Source organism: Komagataeibacter melomenusus (assembly GCF_013155395.1).
Classification (GTDB): Bacteria; Pseudomonadota; Alphaproteobacteria; order Acetobacterales; family Acetobacteraceae; genus Komagataeibacter; species Komagataeibacter melomenusus.
Genome location: NZ_JABJWC010000038.1, coordinates 1 through 16,674 on the forward strand (window position 1 = coordinate 1; position 16,674 = coordinate 16,674).

The 16,674-nt window shown below is 64.8% G+C and carries 12 protein-coding genes; 6 read left to right on the forward strand and 6 right to left on the reverse strand.

Annotated elements, in window-relative coordinates; all coding sequences use genetic code 11:
* Window positions 1-148 precede the first annotated feature (148 nt).
* The gene (locus tag HNW77_RS13120; protein WP_172158176.1) at window positions 149-811 is read right to left on the reverse strand and encodes a dienelactone hydrolase family protein; all 663 of its coding nucleotides are present in this window, start codon (window positions 809-811) and stop codon (window positions 149-151) included.
* Window positions 812-1,257: 446 nt separating this feature from the next.
* Here HNW77_RS13120 and HNW77_RS13125 point away from each other — a divergent pair, with 446 nt between their 5' ends.
* From HNW77_RS13125 to HNW77_RS13135, 3 genes are all read left to right on the forward strand, one after another.
* Complete coding sequence (locus HNW77_RS13125; protein ID WP_172158177.1) at window positions 1,258-1,548, forward strand: co-chaperone GroES; 291 nt, start codon at window positions 1,258-1,260, stop codon at window positions 1,546-1,548.
* A 63-nt stretch (window positions 1,549-1,611) separates the two neighbouring features.
* Window positions 1,612-3,258, forward strand: coding sequence for a chaperonin GroEL (gene groL / locus HNW77_RS13130; protein WP_172158179.1), 1,647 nt, complete (start codon window positions 1,612-1,614; stop codon window positions 3,256-3,258).
* A 292-nt stretch (window positions 3,259-3,550) separates the two neighbouring features.
* Window positions 3,551-3,754: a cold-shock protein gene (locus tag HNW77_RS13135; RefSeq protein ID WP_010507660.1), complete on the forward strand. Its 204-nt coding sequence runs from the start codon at window positions 3,551-3,553 to the stop codon at window positions 3,752-3,754.
* Between the two features lie 42 nt (window positions 3,755-3,796).
* On the opposite strand, the gene HNW77_RS13140 is transcribed toward HNW77_RS13135, so the two are convergent.
* The gene (locus HNW77_RS13140; RefSeq protein ID WP_172158181.1) at window positions 3,797-6,727 is read right to left on the reverse strand and encodes an ATP-dependent DNA helicase; all 2,931 of its coding nucleotides are present in this window, start codon (window positions 6,725-6,727) and stop codon (window positions 3,797-3,799) included.
* Between the two features lie 132 nt (window positions 6,728-6,859).
* On the opposite strand from HNW77_RS13140, the gene HNW77_RS13145 reads away from it, so the two are divergent.
* Genes HNW77_RS13145 through HNW77_RS13155 form a run of 3 tightly spaced genes read left to right on the forward strand, consistent with a single transcriptional unit; the run spans window position 6,860 to window position 11,343 of the window.
* Window positions 6,860-8,467 (forward strand): lysine--tRNA ligase, encoded by a 1,608-nt coding sequence (locus HNW77_RS13145; RefSeq protein WP_172158183.1) that lies wholly within the window; start codon window positions 6,860-6,862, stop codon window positions 8,465-8,467.
* 10 nt (window positions 8,468-8,477) lie between these two features.
* Entirely contained in the window at window positions 8,478-10,580 is a 2,103-nt protein-coding gene (locus HNW77_RS13150) for a lysylphosphatidylglycerol synthase domain-containing protein (RefSeq protein WP_172158184.1), read from the forward strand.
* 34 nt (window positions 10,581-10,614) lie between these two features.
* Complete coding sequence (locus HNW77_RS13155) at window positions 10,615-11,343, forward strand: MarC family protein (protein ID WP_172158186.1); 729 nt, start codon at window positions 10,615-10,617, stop codon at window positions 11,341-11,343.
* Window positions 11,344-11,355: 12 nt separating this feature from the next.
* On the opposite strand, the gene HNW77_RS13160 is transcribed toward HNW77_RS13155, so the two are convergent.
* The 4 genes from HNW77_RS13160 to HNW77_RS13175 form a co-directional block, all read right to left on the reverse strand.
* A complete protein-coding gene (locus tag HNW77_RS13160; RefSeq protein ID WP_172158188.1) occupies window positions 11,356-11,967 on the reverse strand; it encodes a uracil-DNA glycosylase family protein in 612 nt (203 codons plus the stop codon).
* 8 nt (window positions 11,968-11,975) lie between these two features.
* Window positions 11,976-12,680 (reverse strand): NAD-dependent deacylase, encoded by a 705-nt coding sequence (locus HNW77_RS13165; protein WP_172158189.1) that lies wholly within the window; start codon window positions 12,678-12,680, stop codon window positions 11,976-11,978.
* A gap of 145 nt (window positions 12,681-12,825) precedes the next feature.
* Window positions 12,826-14,232, reverse strand: coding sequence for a c-type cytochrome (locus HNW77_RS13170; RefSeq protein ID WP_408886844.1), 1,407 nt, complete (start codon window positions 14,230-14,232; stop codon window positions 12,826-12,828).
* A gap of 53 nt (window positions 14,233-14,285) precedes the next feature.
* The gene (locus tag HNW77_RS13175) at window positions 14,286-16,508 is read right to left on the reverse strand and encodes a PQQ-dependent dehydrogenase, methanol/ethanol family (protein WP_172158193.1); all 2,223 of its coding nucleotides are present in this window, start codon (window positions 16,506-16,508) and stop codon (window positions 14,286-14,288) included.
* Window positions 16,509-16,674 lie beyond the last annotated feature (166 nt).

A 16,674-nucleotide genomic window follows, 5' to 3' on the forward strand; every position in this document is an offset into this window, starting at 1 on the left:
GGCACAGCGGTTCCATTTTCGCCCATTGGGCATCCGTCAATATCAAGCGATCCATATGCAGTTTAAAGCACATCAGGGACCTTGTGAAAAATCAATTCCAAACAGACCCTGAAAAAAGCTTCACCAAAAACTTTTATCACTCAGGCTTTTACAGCCAGTGCTCGAAAAAGCTCAGCGTGCGCTGCATGGCCAAGGTCGCGGCGGCCTCGTTGTAGGATGGGCGATCGGGGCAGCCAAAGCCGTGGTCTGCGCCCTCATAGGTAAAGATCTCGATTTCCTCATGCGCGGCGCGGATGGCGTTGACGTCGTGAGCCGGGATATGGGCATCCTCTGCGCCAAAATGCAGTTGCACGGGGCAGTTGGGCACCTGGCCCCGGGTCTCGGCAATGCCGCCGCCATACCATGCCACCGCTGCCGCGAACGCCCTGGTGTGGCACGCGGCCTCCCACGCCAGCTTGCCGCCCCAGCAGAAGCCCACGATGCCCTTCTTCTCGGTTGTCAGCACATCGGCTGCGGCCACGAGGTCACGCAGCGCGTTCTCCTGCCCTACTTCAGCGCGCAGTTTCAGTCCTTCGTGCATGCCTGCGTTATCATAGGGCAGGATGGCATCGCGCCGTGCGCGGTCGAACAGGGCCGGGGCAATGGCCTGATAGCCCTGGGCGGCAAAGGCGTCGCATACCGCGCGGATATAGGGGGTTACGCCAAATATTTCCTGCACCACCACCACGGCACGCGCCGCATCGGGCCGACCGGCGCGATAGGCGGAAAATGCATGCCCGTCCGCCGCGGTAACGCTTATGACTGCGCCCATGGTTTTCGCTCCATTCTTTGCTTCAGTGTCTGGCAAAGAATGATGCCGCCTGCCCCGACGTCAATATGAAACCCGCGTGATGGGCGACTTTATGAGAATTCTTTCTGATGCAGGCGCGCACTGCCGGGCGGCGTGAAGGAATCGGCATGGCGGCGTGTCATGCATTGTAGGGAGGGCTGTTGCGCCGCTTTTGATGGGGCGCGGAGCACGTCATTAATCCATTGATATTAAAACATAAAATATGACATGGCCCCGTGCGGCCCTTTTGTGCGCGAATTCTGCGCCGTCTCGCTGTGCGCCATTCTTGACACCTGTAGGGGGGCTACCTATCTGGTGTTTAGCACTCTCACGAGGGGAGTGCTAACGCGATGCGGCCTGGCGCGCGCGCCAACCGGTGGCGTTGCTTGATTCAAGGGCGTTACCTTTTAGAAGATTTGGAGCGATCCATGACGAAATTTCGTCCCCTGCATGACCGTGTGGTCGTCCGTCGCCTTAAGAGCGAGGAAAAGACAGCAGGTGGTATCATCATCCCTGAGACCGCCAAGGAAAAGCCGATGGAAGGCGAGGTGATCTCGGTGGGGCCGGGTGCCCGTAACGAGCAGGGCCAGGTTGTGGCTCTCGACGTGAAGGCGGGCGACCGCGTCCTGTTCGGCAAGTGGTCGGGCACGGAAGTGACGATCAACGGTGAAGAACTGCTGATCATGAAGGAAAGCGACATCATGGGCGTGGTCGCCTGACCCACCCGCGCTTTTCGCACCGAGTAACCCTTTAAAAACCTTTCCATACCGGAGAAGAAGAAAATGGCAGCCAAGGACGTAAAGTTCGGCGGTGAAGCCCGCCAGCGCATGCTGCGTGGCGTGGACATTCTGGCCGATGCAGTCAAGGTGACACTGGGCCCCAAGGGCCGCAACGTCGTGCTCGACAAGAGCTTCGGCGCACCGCGCATCACGAAGGACGGTGTCTCCGTCGCCAAGGAAATCGAACTGGCCGACAAGTTCGAGAACATGGGCGCGCAGATGGTCCGTGAGGTCGCCTCCAAGACCAACGACATCGCAGGCGACGGCACCACCACGGCAACCGTGCTGGCACAGGCCATCGTGCGCGAAGGCGCCAAGGCCGTTGCCGCGGGCATGAACCCGATGGACCTCAAGCGCGGCATCGACAAGGCGGTTGGCGTTGTCGTTGAAGAGCTGAAGAAGAACGCCAAGAAGATCACCACGCCTGCCGAGACCGCACAGGTCGGCACGATTTCCGCCAATGGCGAGCATGAAATCGGCGAGATGATCTCCAAGGCGATGCAGAAGGTCGGCTCCGAGGGCGTGATCACGGTGGAAGAGGCCAAGGGCCTGCACACCGAGCTCGACGTGGTCGAGGGCATGCAGTTCGACCGTGGCTACATCTCCCCGTATTTCGTGACGAACGCGGAGAAGATGACCGTCGATCTGGACAGCCCCTACATCCTGATCCACGAGAAGAAGCTCTCCTCGCTCCAGCCCATCCTGCCGCTGCTTGAAGCGGTTGTGCAGTCCGGCCGTCCGCTGCTGATCATCGCTGAAGACGTTGATGGCGAAGCGCTGGCGACCCTGGTGGTCAACAAGCTGCGTGGTGGCCTGAAGATCGCCGCCGTCAAGGCGCCGGGCTTTGGTGACCGCCGCAAGGCCATGCTGGAAGACATCGCGATCCTGACCGGTGGCCAGGTCATCAGCGAAGACCTCGGCATCAAGCTCGAGAGCGTGACGCTGGACATGCTGGGCACCGCCAAGAAGGTGCACATCGACAAGGAAAACACCACCATTGTCGAGGGTGCGGGCGCAGGCGAGGCCATCAAGGGCCGTTGCAGCCAGATCCGTGCGCAGATCGAGGAAACCACCTCCGACTACGACCGCGAGAAGCTGCAGGAACGCCTGGCCAAGCTGGCAGGCGGCGTGGCCGTGATCCGCGTGGGTGGTTCCACCGAGATCGAGGTGAAGGAGCGCAAGGACCGCGTGGACGACGCCCTGCACGCAACCCGTGCGGCTGTTGAAGAAGGCATCGTTCCCGGTGGTGGCACGGCGCTGGCACGCGCATCCACCAAGCTTGGTGGCCTGCACTTCCATAACGATGACCAGCGCGTCGGTGCGGACATCATCCGCAAGGCCCTGCAGGCGCCGCTGCGCCAGATCGCCCACAACGCGGGCGAAGACGGTGCGGTCATCGCTGGCAAGGTGCTGGAAAACGAAACCTACACCTTCGGTTTCGATGCCCAGATGGGCGACTACAAGGACCTCGTCGAAGCTGGCATCATCGACCCGATGAAGGTCGTGCGCACGGCGCTGCAGGATGCGGCCTCGGTCGCGGGCCTGCTGATCACCACCGAGGCGATGGTGGCCGAGCGCCCCGAGAAGAAGCCCGCGGCACCGGAAGGTGGCATGGGCGGCATGGGTGGCATGGGCGGCATGGATTTCTGATCCGGCGCCTGCGCACCCCGGCCCCAAGCTGCAGCACGGGGCCGGATGCCAGAATAAAAAAGGGGGGAAGGGCCATTGGCCTTTTTCCCCTTTTTTCATGCCCGGCGCGTGCGATCATGTCGGGATCATTTGACACGGGTGCCCATTTCATGCTGCCCCTATGGGTGCACGAACGGCGTGGAAGTGGCAGGGTGTTTTCCGGATGCCCCGTTTTTTCATGGCGGTAAAGGCACACGCGCCCGGATTGCCGGTATTAGGACCGGCAAGGATGGCGCTGGAGAAGAGACTGGCTATGGCTACCGGAAAAGTAAAATGGTTCAACGCAACCAAGGGTTTTGGCTTCATCATGCCTGATGATGGCGGCAAGGACGTGTTTGTGCACATCACGGCGGTGCAGGCTGCGGGCCTGCGTGGCCTGAACGAGGACCAGGCGGTCAGCTACGACATCGCCATGGAGCGTGGCAAGGCTGCCGCGACCAACCTCAAGGCGCTCTGAGGCGTCTGTCCCGCACAGCGCGGGAAGGGCAGGGAGACACGATCAGGAAAGCTGGTCCGCGGATATATCCTGCGCCTGCAGGAAGGCCGTGATCTCCCGCGCCGCCGCACTCAGCCCGAGGCGGCGCACGGCCACCCCTTCGGGGAAGGCGGAAAGCAGGCGTGACGGGGTGCGCCGGTCCAGCAGGACGAACACACCCCTGTCCGCCCTGCTGCGGATCAGGCGGCCAAAGGCCTGGCGCAGGCGCAGGCGGGCAATCCTGTCATCAAAGCGCCCCGGCGCGCCACCAGACAGGTGAATGCGCCGCTCGCGGTGCAAAATATCGGGTCGTGGCCACGGCACGCGCTCGAAGGCGACAAGACGCAGGGCCTCGCCTGGCACATCCACCCCATCGCGCATCGCATCCGTGCCCAGCAGGCAGGCATTGCGCTCGCTGCGCATGATATCGACCAGCGTTGCGTTATCCATCGGGTCCACATGCTGGGCAAACAGCGGCAGGCCCGCTTCCTCCAGCGGGGTCACGATGCGGCGGTACACCTCGCGCAGGCGCGATATGGCGGTAAACAGCCCCAGTGCCCCCCCGCCCGATGCCATGAACAGCGTGCGGTAGGCCCCGGCAAGGGCGGCCGGGTCGTCATGCGCCACATCGGTGATGATGAAGGCCCGGCTCTGGCGCGCGTAATCAAACGGGCTGGGAAACGAGGCGCGTATGGCGGGCGAGGGCAGGTGGATCGCGCCTGAGCGTGCCTCGGCAGCGTCCCATGCGCGCTCGGCGCTGTCAGTGGTGTTGTCCTCGCCGCTTTCGTCGCGCAGCGTGGCGGAGGTGACCAGCACGCCATGCGCGGGGGCCGCCAGCACGCTGGCAAACGGAATGGTGGGGTCCAGCCAGTGGCGGTACAGCCCCACGTCGCGCTCGCCGGGGTTTTGCCCCTCGCGCCGGTCCATGCGGATGTAATCGATATATTGCGGCGTTTCGCCCCCCGTGGGCGGTTCGTTTGCCTGCATGCTGCCCAGCATGGCGCACCAGCCATCCACCCGCGCCAGTGCCCTGCGGCGGATGGAGCGGATGGCGGCGGCAATGCGCTCGCGCATGGGGGTGTCGAGCCAGTCGGCCTCGGTTTCCAGTGCTTCATCAAGGCGGGCGACCAGCGTGCGCAATGGCTCGGCCAGCCGCCTGAGCGCACGTTCCAGCGCCTGTGCCGCCGCATGCAGCGATTCGGGCATGGGGTAAAGGTCGCATTCACTGTCGCTGCGGCGCGCGCCACCCTCGGGGCTGCCCTGCGTGCGGGCGAGCACCTGCTGGCGCAGTTCATGCAGTAGCGCCTCGGAGGGGTTGGAGAGCACCGGTTCCTCGCCCTCGGCGGGCACGCGCGCGGCCCGGTGTACCGGGTCAAGGGCGGCGAGGCGGGCCGACCAGCCCGGTGCTGGCAGGGCGCGGGCGGCCATCAGCGCGGTATCGAGCGGGGTTTCGATGCGGGGAATGTTGGCCAGCAGGTCTTCAAGCCTGCGCCGCAGGCCGCGCGCGCGTGACCGCGCGCCTTCGGCACCGAGCAGCCAGCGCCGCAGTTCGGCCGCCTCCAGCCCCGAGAGTTCAAGGGCGAAGGCGCTGTCCGCCGCATCGGCAATATGGTGGCCCTCATCCATGATGTAGCGGGTGGGGGTGTTGTCCTCGTTGCTTGCCCCGGTGCCATCAAGCGCGTGCCATGCCGCCTGCGACATGACGAGCGCGTGGTTGGCGATCACGAGGTCCGCCGTGCGGGCGCGGCGGATGGAGTGCTCCACCATGCATTGCTGGTAATGCGGGCAGGCGCCATGGATGCACTCGCCCCGGCGGTCGGCAATGCCGGTCAGCAGCCCGCGCCCGAACAGGTCGGCAAACCAGCCGGGCAGGTCGCCGCCAAACAGGTCGCCATCGAGCGTATGCGCCGCCCACAGCGCCACCAGCGCCAGCCCGATGAGGCTGCCATCGCCCGCCTGCCCGCGTGAGAGCGCGATGTTCACGCTCTCCTCCATGTTGAGCAGGCACAGGTAGTTCTCGCGCCCCTTGCGCACCACCACATGGCTGCGGCGCACCGCCGGGTCAGGGTAGAGCCGCGCCAGTTCGGATTCGATCTGGCGTTGCAGGTGGCGGGTATAGGTGCTGATCCATACCGCCCCCCCGTTGCGCCGCGCCCAGATATTGGCCGGCGCCACGTAGCCCAGCGTCTTGCCGGTGCCGGTGCCGGCCTCGGCCAGCACCATGTGCGGGTCGCCCTGTGTGGCGCGCGGGGTGAAGGCGCGGGCGGCAACGTGGCTGAATGCCTCCTGCGCCGGGCGGTGCTCGGCCCCTTCGCCAATGATCTCGCGCAGATGCGCCTGCGCTTCCTCCCCGCTCACCGGATGGGCTGCGGGGGCGGGGCGTGGGGCGGTTTCCTCCCATTTGGGCAGGCGGGTCCAGACCTTGAGCGCCTCGTTGGGCTGGATCATGCCTGCGGGCAGCTTCCCGTCATCCTTCAGCCCCAGTGCGGCGCAGACCGATGGTCCCCACGCCCACCCGGCCTTGCGCATGCGCCACGCCAGGGCCGCGCGGATGCCGCCCTCGGGCGTGTTGCGCAGGCGGGCGATGCGGCCGAGCATCTCGAAGGCAAGGTCGGGCAGCAGGTCGGCCTCGGGGGCGTCGAGCCTGTCCGCCGCAAGCCCGAGCGCCATGCCCAGCCCGCGCGCGGTGGGCGGGGCCGCATGGGCGGGCAGGGTGAAGGCGAAGAGTTCCAGCAGGTCCAGCCACGGGCAGGGGCGCGGGGGCGGTGGCAGGTCGAGCCTGCGCGCGATGGCTGGCGCGTGGATGACCATGGGCGCGGGCCAGTGCGGCAGTTCACGGCGGATGTCGGCGGCCTGCATGGACAGGATTTCCCCATCCGGTGTGAGCACCGACCAGGCGCCGTGCCGGGGAAGGATCGCCGGGGCGCTGTCCGGCAGGGGCGGGGTGTCTGGCATGGTCGTCAATGATATAGGGTACGCGCGGGCAGATGTCGCCCGCCGTGTGTCATGCCATTCTTATTGCTGTACCCCAGGGTGTGGAATAGGATGGATTGACCCGTGCCCTTCCTGTCCATAGCTTGCCGGTCCATGTCAGAACAGCATCCTGCCCTTATCTCGCCCCTTCCCAAGTCCTGGCCGTTCGAGGAGGCCGCCAAACTGTCCGCGCATGTTGGCGCGCGCGCGGTGACGGCCGATAAACCCGTACTGCTGGAAACCGGCTATGGCCCGTCGGGCCTGCCGCATATCGGCACGTTTGGCGAGGTGGCGCGCACGTCATGGGTTAGGCAGGCGTTTACGAAGCTGACCGGCCTGCCCACGCGGCTGCTGGCCTTCTCCGATGATATGGACGCCCTGCGCAAGGTGCCTGAGAACGTGCCCAACCAGGAGATGCTGCGCCAGTATATCGGCAAGCCGCTCTCGCGCGTGCCCGATCCGTTTGGCACGCATGAATCCTTTGCCGCCCACAACAATGCCCGCCTGCGCTCGTTTCTTGATGGCTTCGGGTTTGATTACGAATTCGCGTCTTCCACGCAGTATTATGAAGGCGGGCGTTTTGACGCGGCGCTGAAGCGGGTGCTGGAGGTGCATGACCAGATCGTGGCCGTGATTGCCCCCACGCTGGGCGAGGAACGCCGCGCCACCTATTCTCCCGTGCTGCCCATCCACCCGCGCACGGGGCAGGTGATGCAGGTGAAGATGGACGCCATCGACCCTGTGGCAGGCACCGTGCGCTGGACCGATGAAGAAGGTGAAACCTTCGAGACGCCGGTAACCGGCGGCCACGCCAAGATGCAGTGGAAGGCCGACTGGGCCATGCGCTGGTATGCGCTGGGCGTTGACTACGAAATGTCGGGCAAGGACCTGATCGACAGCGTGCGCCTGTCTGGCAAGATCTGCCGCATCCTTGGCGGCCAGCCGCCCGCGGGGCTGACCTACGAGCTGTTCCTGGACCAGAACGGGCAGAAGATTTCCAAGTCGAAGGGTAACGGCATCTCGGTTGAGGAATGGCTGCGCTATGCCCCGCCCGAAAGCCTTGGCCAGTACATGTTCAACGCGCCGCAGCGCGCCAAGCGGCTGTTCTTTGATGTCATTCCCAAGGCGACGGATGAATACCTGGCCCATGTGGGCAAGGCCCGCGCCATGGAGCCTGCCGACCCCGCGCTGCTGACCAACCCGGCCTGGTTCATCCACAAGGGTGCGATCCCGGCTGATGCGGGCAGCCCGGTCACGTTTGGCATGTTGCTCAACCTTGCCTCGGTCGCCAATGCCGAGACGCCGGATGTGCTGTGGAAGTTCATCCAGCGCTATGACGCTAATGCCACGCCCGAAAGCTGCCCCATGCTGGCGCGGCTGGTGGAATATGCCATCGTCTACTACGCCGATTTCGTGCGCCCCACCAAGCAGTACCGTGCGCCTGACGCACATGAGCGCAAGGCGCTGGCTGACCTGGCCCAGGCCCTGCGCGGCATGGAAGGTGGCGATGTCAGCCCCGATGCCTGCCAGAACCTTGTGTTCGAGATTGGCAAGACCCATGGCTTCGAGCCGCTGCGCGCGTGGTTCGGCTGCCTGTATGAAGTGCTGCTGGGCCAGAAGGAAGGCCCGCGCTTTGGCATTTTTGTCGCCCTTTATGGCGTGGCGGAAACCGTGGCCCTGATCGAGGCCGCCCTGACCCGCGCCGAGGGAACAGCGGCCTAAGGGCCTGCCCATGGCTGAACGTCCGACCCAAGACGCAACGCCTGCCCATCCGGATGATGATGGGTCCACCGGAGCCGCCCTGACTCCCGCGCGCCGCCGCAACGCGCTGCTGCGCCACCTGCCGCATGTGCTCGGGCTGCTGTTGCTGGTGGGGGCTGTGATCGTGGTGCAGCGCGAGGTGCGCACCCTGCACTGGCAGGACATCAGCCACGCGCTGCTCACCATTCCGTCCACCACGCTGTGGGCGGGGGCAGGGTTTACGCTGCTGTCCTATCTGGTGCTGTCCTTCTATGACTGGCTGGCCGTGCGGCAGGTGGGCTGCAAGCTTGCCTTCCGGCGCACGGCGTTTGCCGCGTTCTGTTCCTATGTGCTGTCGCATAACCTTGGGTTCTCCGCCATTTCGGGTGCTGCGGTGCGCTTCAGGCTGTACGGCAACTGGGGGCTGAAGCCCTTTGAGGTCGCGCAGATCATTGCGTTCTGTTCCGCCACCTACCTGCTGGGTGCGGCGGTGCTGATCGGCAGCGTGCTGGTGCTCGAGCCGGGCACGGTGCCCTTTATCGGCCATGCGCTGCCTTCGCCCGTGATGCGGCTGATAGGCTGTGTCCTGTGGGCGGGGGTGATCGGCTATGTCATTGCCGGGCGCTACGTGAACGAGATCAGGGTCTGGCGCTGGCAGGTCACCTTTCCATCCGCCGGCATGGCGGTGATGCAGACCCTTGTCGCGGCCCTCGAGGTCGCGGCCACGGCGGCCATCGCCTACACCTTCCTGCCCGTGGCGCCGGGGCTGGATTACGGCACGTTCCTCGCCATCTACATTGCCTCCTACACCGCGGGGCTGGTGGCCAGCGTGCCGGGGGGGCTGGGCGTATTTGACGGCACGATGATGCTGGCGCTGGGCGCCTACGTGCCCGCCACGCGCATTGTCACCGCCATCCTGATCTTCCGCCTGTTCTACTATATCGTGCCGCTGTTCGTAGCGGGCATCATGTTCGCGGCGCATGAACTCTTCCTGCGTGGTGATGCGGCCCTTGCGCGCAAGGCAAGGGCTGGCAGCCCGCTGCGCGGGCCGCGGCCGGGCAGGCCGAGCCAGGTGATCCGGGAAAGCGAGGCCGATTTCTCGGTGGCGGTGGCGACTGGTGCTGTCTCGCTGTGCGGGGGGCTGCTGCTGGCGCTGACCCTGCTCGACCCCGAAAACTGGCTGAATGCGGGCCGCCTGCAACCGCTCTTCGCCATGGTGGGGGATTATCTGCTCTCGCTGATCGGTGTGGCGCTGATCGGGCTGGGCATCGGGCTTTCGCAGCGCGTGACGCTGGCGTGGAAGGCCACGATCGGGCTGCTGTCGGTCGCCTGCGCGCTGACGCTGCTGCGCGACTCGCCCATGGCGGTGCCGGGCCTGCTCATGCTGGTGTGCCTGCTGATCGCACCCTTCCGTGGCTCCTATTACCGCCATGCGCGCATCATGAGCGAGCCGCTTTCATCGCAGACCATTCTCTCCCTCGTGCTGCTGATCAGTTCGGTGGTGGTGCTGGTGCTGGCAGGCCCGCATGATTCGGCAGGGGGAAGCTGGTGGGAGATCATGCTCTTCGCCACCCGTCCGGGCATTGCGCAATGGACGCTGGGGCTCGCGGTCATGCTGGGGCTGGTCATGATCGTGCGGCTGGTGCGGCCGGGGCGCATTCACGTGCTGCCGTGGAACAAGCAGGGCCAGGCCCAGTATCGCGCGCTCGACCACGCGCTTGATGGCGTGGGGCAGGTCACGCCCGCGCCTTCGGGGCTGATACCGGGGGCGCGGCGGCAGGCGCTGCTGCCCTTCGTGCGGCTGGGGCCGTATCTGGTCGGGCTGGGCGACCCGGCGGGCCATGCGGATGACTGCACATCGGCCATATGGTGGCTGCGTGACCTTGCGGTGCAGGAAGGCTGCCAGCCTGCCTTCTGGCATGTCGGCACCAGCCTGCTTGCGGTCTATAACGAACTGGGCCTGACGCCATGGCCCCTGACGGAGGAAGGCGCGCCGCTGCATCCGTGTTTTCTGTGCGCGGGCGCGGATGACCTGACCATGATCCGCACGCTCATGGAAAAGGCCTTTGCGCCATTGGGGCAGGCCGGATGCTAAGTGCCCCTGCCTCGTGGCCTGAAGGAAGCCGCTCATGACCGCCCATGCGGGACTGCTCATGCATTTTTCCACCGTGGTGGGGCTGCCCAGCCTGTCCGGTGCGTTCCTCATGGCGTTTCCGGCGCTGTTCTCCATTGTCAATCCGCTGGGGGCGGCGCTGATCTTTGCCCAGGTTACGGCGGGGCATGACCGCCGCACCTGCGTGGCGCTGGCCGGGCAGGTGGCCTTCTATTCCGCCATGCTCATGCTGGCCTCGATCTGGATCGGGGGGCTTGTTCTGTCGTTCTTTGGCATCACCATTGATGCCCTGCGCATTGCAGGCGGGCTGGTGGTGGCGGTGCGGGCGTGGTCGCTGCTGCAGGCCCCCGAGACGGAGGAAGCCCGCAAGCAGGCCCAGGCCAGCGGCAGCACGCAGGCAGCCAACCTGATGGGGCAGGCGTTCTTTCCGCTGACCATGCCCTTTACCGTCGGCCCCGGCACGATTGCGGTGGCCATTGCCCTTGGCTCGGAAGGGCCGCCTGCGGGGAATCACATCGTCTTTTACGGCGTGCTGTCGATCGCGGCGGTGCTGGTGGCGGGGATTGTCTGGGCAGCCTATGCCTATGCCGAGCAACTGCTCTACCTGCTGGGCACGACCGGCACGCGCATCGTCTCGCGGCTCGCCGCGCTGATCCTGCTCTCGATTGGCGTGCAGATCCTGATTACGGGCGTGCAGGGGGTGGTGCTCTCGACCGCGCATGCCGTCATCACCATGGCAGGCTGACAGGCGAGCCGTTCACGCCAGCGGCGCGATGTCTGGCACGGGCCGTCCATCAAGCACGGCCCGCACGCAGGCGCGTAACGCAGGCAGCACATCCGTGCCGAATTGCGGCGTGCGCCGCTCCCATGCCCCCGTGCGCCATGACGGGTGGGGCAGGGGAAAGTAGCGCGGCAGGTAGTGGCGGAAGTCGAGGCAGCGCGCGCTGACCTTGCCCTTGCCCAGAATATGGAGCTGCGCGTAGCTGCCCACCACCAGCGTCAGTTCAAGGGCGGGCATCTGCGCCATGATGCGCGCGCGCCATTGCGGCGCGCATTCCGGCCGGGGCGGGCAGTCACCGCCTTTGGGCAGGCGGCCGGGATAGCACAGGCCCATCGGCACCAGCGCGATGCGGCTGGAATCATAGAACGTGGCGCGATCCACCCCCATCCAGCCCCGCAGCCGGTCGCCCGAGGCATCATTGAAGGACTGTCCGGTTTCATGCACGCGCGTGCCCGGCGCCTGGCTGGCAATGAGCAGCCGCGCCGTGCGCGAGACATGCAGCACCGGGCGCGGCCCAAGCGGCAGGTGCGCGGCACAGGTCTGGCAGGCGCGGATGGCGTGCAGCAGGTCTTCAAGGGTTTCGGCCATGGGGTGCCTTACGCTTTCAGCATGTCGCGTGTCCATGCCGGCACCGTGCGGGTGGCAGGGCCGAGAATGGTCTGGTCAAAGGCGCTGCGGCCCGCCGGAGCCTCAAGGTTGAACAGCATCGTATCGGCATGATCGCTCACGCTGTCCACAAACCCCGCCGCCGGGTAGACCACGCCAGAGGTGCCAATGGCCACGAACAGGTCACACGCCTCAAGCTGCCGGGCGATGGCCTCCATATGATAGGGCATTTCCCCAAACCAGACGATATCGGGCCGCAGCGTCGTCGCGCCGCAATCGGGGCAGGGCGTGTCGGGGTAGCAGTCGGTTTTCCAGGCAGGGGTGGCATGGCAGTGGGTGCAGCGCAGGCGCAGCAGCTCGCCATGCATGTGAATCACGTTCCGGCTTCCCGCGCGTTCATGCAGGTCATCGATATTCTGCGTGATGATGGTGAGGTGTCCCGGCCATTGACCCTCACGTCCGGCCTGCTCGAGGGTGGCGAGCGCCCTGTGCGCAGCATTGGGGTGCACTGTCGGGAGTTGGGCGCGCAGGCCGTTATAGAACCGGTCCACCCGCAGCGGGTCACGCGCAAAGCCCTGCGGCGTGCAGATATCCTCGATCCGTTCATGGTTCCACAACCCATCCGGCCCGCGAAAGGTCTGGAGACCCGATTCCTGGCTGATGCCCGCCCCGGTCAGGACAACAATGCGCTGCATGTGCGCTCTCCCTCAAGGTGAAGACAGGCAGTGTGCGGCATTGCCGTACATAAGAAAACCGCCATGGACATGAGCCCATGGCGGTTTTCCGTAATGCGTATCAGGGTAAGGGTGGCCCGACAGGAAGGACCACCCCTGCCGCGTATTACTGCGCGGCGTCCTGACCGGTGTGCGTCTGCGGTGCAAACGTCCAGCCCGAGCCGTAAGGCTGCGGCAGGAAGACCGACCAGCCGCTGCTCATGCTGTTCCAGCCGGAGCTGGAAACCGGAGCCCCGGTGTCACGCAGCTTGGTCACGTCAGCTGCCGTAACGGTGCCCGGCGCCTTGTTGCCCCAGCTGGTGCGGATGAAGTTGACCACATCGGCGATCTGCTGGGCGGACAGCGAGTTGCTGTAACCCGGCATGGCCACCGCGGAAGGTGCCCAGTTGCTCGGCGGCAGCACGCCACCATGCGCGATCACGTTCACCAGCGAGGTCGGGTTCTCGGTCAGCACGACCGGGTTGCCAGCCAGCGGCGGGAACATGCGGGCCACGCCACCACCGTCGTTACGGTGACAGATGGCGCATTCCTTCACATACGTATCAGCACCCGGCATGCTGGCGGTGTTGCCGGCGTTCAGGGCCGTCGCGGTGGACGGATCGTATGTGTAGTTGCCCTGTGAGGGGGGCACCGGCGGCAGGCTCTTCAGGTACTTCGCGATGGCGTGCAGGTCGTCATCGGTGAAGTACTGGGTGCTCCATGCCACCACGTCGCCCATGCCACCGAACACGGCGGAGTGGTCGATGCGGCCGGACTTGAGGAAGGTGTAGATGTCATCTTCCGACCAGCGACCCAGACCCACGACCGGGTCGTTACGCAGGCTGGGAGCGACCCAGTTGTCGATCGGCGCGCCACCGGCCAGGAAGTCAGGCCCACCCGAGGCATCGAGCGCCTTTTCCTGCATGGCAAAGCCGCGCGGCGTATGGCACGCGCCGCAATGGCCCGGACCCGTGACCAGGTAGTCACCACGGGCCACGTCGGCATCGGTGCCGGGGGCGGGGGTGAAGTCCTTGGGCGAGGGCGAGAACATCATGCGCCAGATACCCAGCGGCCAGCGCATCGACATCGGCCAGGAAATGTCCGGCTGCTTGTCAGGCTGTGCGACCGGCTTCACCCCATGCATGAAGTATGCATACAGCGCCTGCATGTCTTCCTTCGTCATGCGCGAGAAGGAAGGATACGGCATGGCCGGATACAGCGTGGAACCATCCTTGCGGATACCGTGGCGCACCGCTTCGTCGAATTCGGCGAAGGTGTAGCGACCGATACCGTAGGTGGGGTCCGGTGTAATGTTTGTGGAATAGATCGTGCCGATCGGGCTCTTGATTTCAAGCCCGCCTGCATACGACTGCCCATGGAGGGCGGTGTGACATGCTACGCAGTCACCCAGTCGTGCGACATACGCCCCTTTCTGGACCAGCGCGGGGTCGGCATCTGGCGTCTGTGCCAATGCCGTCCCTGCCAGCAGACTAAACGCTGCCGCGCTGAATGTCACCTTAAGCCTGTTGATCATTATGTTCACCATCATGCGTCGCGTTGATGCGAAAAATTGTCAAAACCGGGAGATTATGGCTGCTGCTCGGGAATACCGGCAGCGTTCTTCCGGGCATCAACTTCCCTCTGATAGGTCTCGTTCGCACGCTTGATCAGGAACTGGCGGATATCCTCGATCTCGGTGGGGTTCATGCTGCTGTCGAAGCGATCCATACCGTAGGCGGTAAGGGCGCCGCGGCCGACAACATTGTAGAACGCATCCTCGTGACGGATGGACCCGGACCAGCGCAGGTCAGGCAGCACACCAGCACCTTCGGCATTGTCGCCATGGCAGGCGGCGCAATAGGTCTGGAACTGGAAGTAGCCGTTATCGGTGCGCTTGCTGTCGAACTCTGCCGGCGGCTTGACGGGCAGGAAGCCCTGGTCATTCTGCTTGGGCAGCGGGCCCGACTTGCCATCAAGCGAGAAGGCAATGATGCGCGAGTGGTTGACGGTCCAGCCGCTGGTGCGGGCAAGGCCACCGAGGAAGAACGGATAGATGCCGCCCCAGCCCACTTCAACCGCGACATACTGCTTCTTGTCGCTGCCAAGGTAGGACACGGGGGGAGCGATGATGCCGCTATCCGCCGCGAAGTGGAACAGGTCGGAACCGTTCGTGGCGTCATAGGCATGGAATTCGCCATTCGCCAGGCCCTGGAAGAGCAGGTCGCCGCCCGTTGCCAGGATGCCGCCGTTCCACGGGCCCTTGTGGTCCACGCGCCAGGCTTCAGCCTGCGTCTTCGGATCCCAGGCCACGATCCAGCCCTTCAGGTCCTTCACGAAGGCCTGCTTGGCTTCGGGGGAGTCGGGGATACCGACCTTGTTCATGTCCAGGCCAAGGTTCCAGCTGTCGGGGTGCGGCGTGAAGCCACCGACCTGGTTGGTGTACAGGAACGGAACCTGCTGCGCGGGAATGTAGACCAGCCCGGTCTTGGGGCTGTACGCCATGGCCGCGAAGTTATGGCCACCAAGGTCACCCGGAATGCCGTACCAGTCCTTGCCCGTAAGCGTGTAGAGCGCATCGGGGTTGTAGATCGGGCGGCCGGTCTTGGGATCCAGGCCACTGGCCCAGTTCACATAGACATAGTTCTTGCCCGAGATGAACTCGCCGGTCTTCGCATCGATGATGTAGAAGAAGCCGTTCTTGGGGGCATGAACGATGACGTGACGGGTCTCACCGTTGATCGGCAGGTCAACCGTCATGATCTGCTGGACCGAGGTGAAGTCCCACTGGTCCATCGGCGTTTCCTGGAAATGCCAGACGTATTCGCCCGTTTCCGGCTTCAGCGCCACGATGCTGCCCAGGAACAGGTTGTCGCCCTTGCCTTCCGAGCGGTACTTGTAGTTCCACGGCGAACCGTTGCCCACGCCCAGGTAGACCAGGTCGGACACGGGATCATACACGATGGAATCCCACACCGTGCCGCCGCCACCCTGGCGGGTCCAGGCGCCGGTCGGGCTCCAGGTCTGGTAGGCCTTGTTCATCAGCACGCTGTCGGAGGCAGCATGGTCCGGCTCGTTCTTGGGGTTCGGAACCGTGAAGAAGCGCCAGTCCAGCTTGCCGGTCTCGGCATCGAACGCGGAGACGAAGCCACGCGCGCCGAACTCGGAGCCACCGTTACCGATGATCACGCGGCCCTTGGCGATGCGCGGCGCGCCATCAACCGTGTAGGAACGCTGCTTGCCCAGTTCCGCCTCGGGCGGGATGGTGTTCACGCTCCAGACCAGCTTGCCGGTCTTGGCGTCAAGCGCGATCAGGCGGCCGTCGAACGTGCCGAAATAGACCTTGCCATTCCAGTAGGCGGCGCCACGGTTGACCGTGTCACAGCAGCCCTTGTCGGCGATGTTGCCGGGCACGCGCGGGTCATACGACCACAGCAGCTTGCCGGTGGCGCCATCAACGGCCTTCATCATGCTCCAGTTGGTCGTGGCATACATGATGCCATTGACAACCAGCGGCGTGCCTTCCTGGCCACGGTTGGTATCAAGGTCGAGATACCAGGCCAGCTTCAGGTTACCAACATTGGAACGGTTGATCTGATCCAGCGGGCTGTAGCGCTGTTCAGAATAGGTGCGGCCATAGGTCATCCAGTCGCCGGGATGGTCATCCGCATGGATGATCGCTTCCCCCGTGGCGCCCTGCCCGTCATCTGCGGATGCCATGGTGGCATAGCCCGAGATGAGAGCCGCACATATCGTTCCGGCTGTAAGCGTTCTGCTCAGAGAACGTCTTTTTCCGAAAACGGCAGAAATCATATGTGATGTCCTCAGAAAACTAACGGTTTCGAATTCAGGACGCCGCCGCTGCAACTTTCTGTCCGGGCAGGCTTTCTGAATGTAACCGGCAAAAAGCGCGGGCTGCGCTCGTTTTCCGACCAGACAGGAAACCGGCTTCGGGCAGGGAGATAAAGCAGGTAGTCCG

What these genes read in the sequence shown, in the direction of transcription:
- HNW77_RS13120 (WP_172158176.1), bottom strand. Translation starts at nt 811, where the DNA reads ATGGGCGCAGTCATAAGCGTTACCGCGGCGGACGGGCATGCATTTTCC.
- HNW77_RS13125 (WP_172158177.1), top strand. Translation starts at nt 1,258, where the DNA reads ATGACGAAATTTCGTCCCCTGCATGACCGTGTGGTCGTCCGTCGCCTT.
- groL (WP_172158179.1), top strand. Translation starts at nt 1,612, where the DNA reads ATGGCAGCCAAGGACGTAAAGTTCGGCGGTGAAGCCCGCCAGCGCATG.
- HNW77_RS13135 (WP_010507660.1), top strand. Translation starts at nt 3,551, where the DNA reads ATGGCTACCGGAAAAGTAAAATGGTTCAACGCAACCAAGGGTTTTGGC.
- HNW77_RS13140 (WP_172158181.1), bottom strand. Translation starts at nt 6,727, where the DNA reads ATGCCAGACACCCCGCCCCTGCCGGACAGCGCCCCGGCGATCCTTCCC.
- HNW77_RS13145 (WP_172158183.1), top strand. Translation starts at nt 6,860, where the DNA reads ATGTCAGAACAGCATCCTGCCCTTATCTCGCCCCTTCCCAAGTCCTGG.
- HNW77_RS13150 (WP_172158184.1), top strand. Translation starts at nt 8,478, where the DNA reads ATGGCTGAACGTCCGACCCAAGACGCAACGCCTGCCCATCCGGATGAT.
- HNW77_RS13155 (WP_172158186.1), top strand. Translation starts at nt 10,615, where the DNA reads ATGACCGCCCATGCGGGACTGCTCATGCATTTTTCCACCGTGGTGGGG.
- HNW77_RS13160 (WP_172158188.1), bottom strand. Translation starts at nt 11,967, where the DNA reads ATGGCCGAAACCCTTGAAGACCTGCTGCACGCCATCCGCGCCTGCCAG.
- HNW77_RS13165 (WP_172158189.1), bottom strand. Translation starts at nt 12,680, where the DNA reads ATGCAGCGCATTGTTGTCCTGACCGGGGCGGGCATCAGCCAGGAATCG.
- HNW77_RS13170 (WP_408886844.1), bottom strand. Translation starts at nt 14,232, where the DNA reads ATGATCAACAGGCTTAAGGTGACATTCAGCGCGGCAGCGTTTAGTCTG.
- HNW77_RS13175 (WP_172158193.1), bottom strand. Translation starts at nt 16,508, where the DNA reads ATGATTTCTGCCGTTTTCGGAAAAAGACGTTCTCTGAGCAGAACGCTT.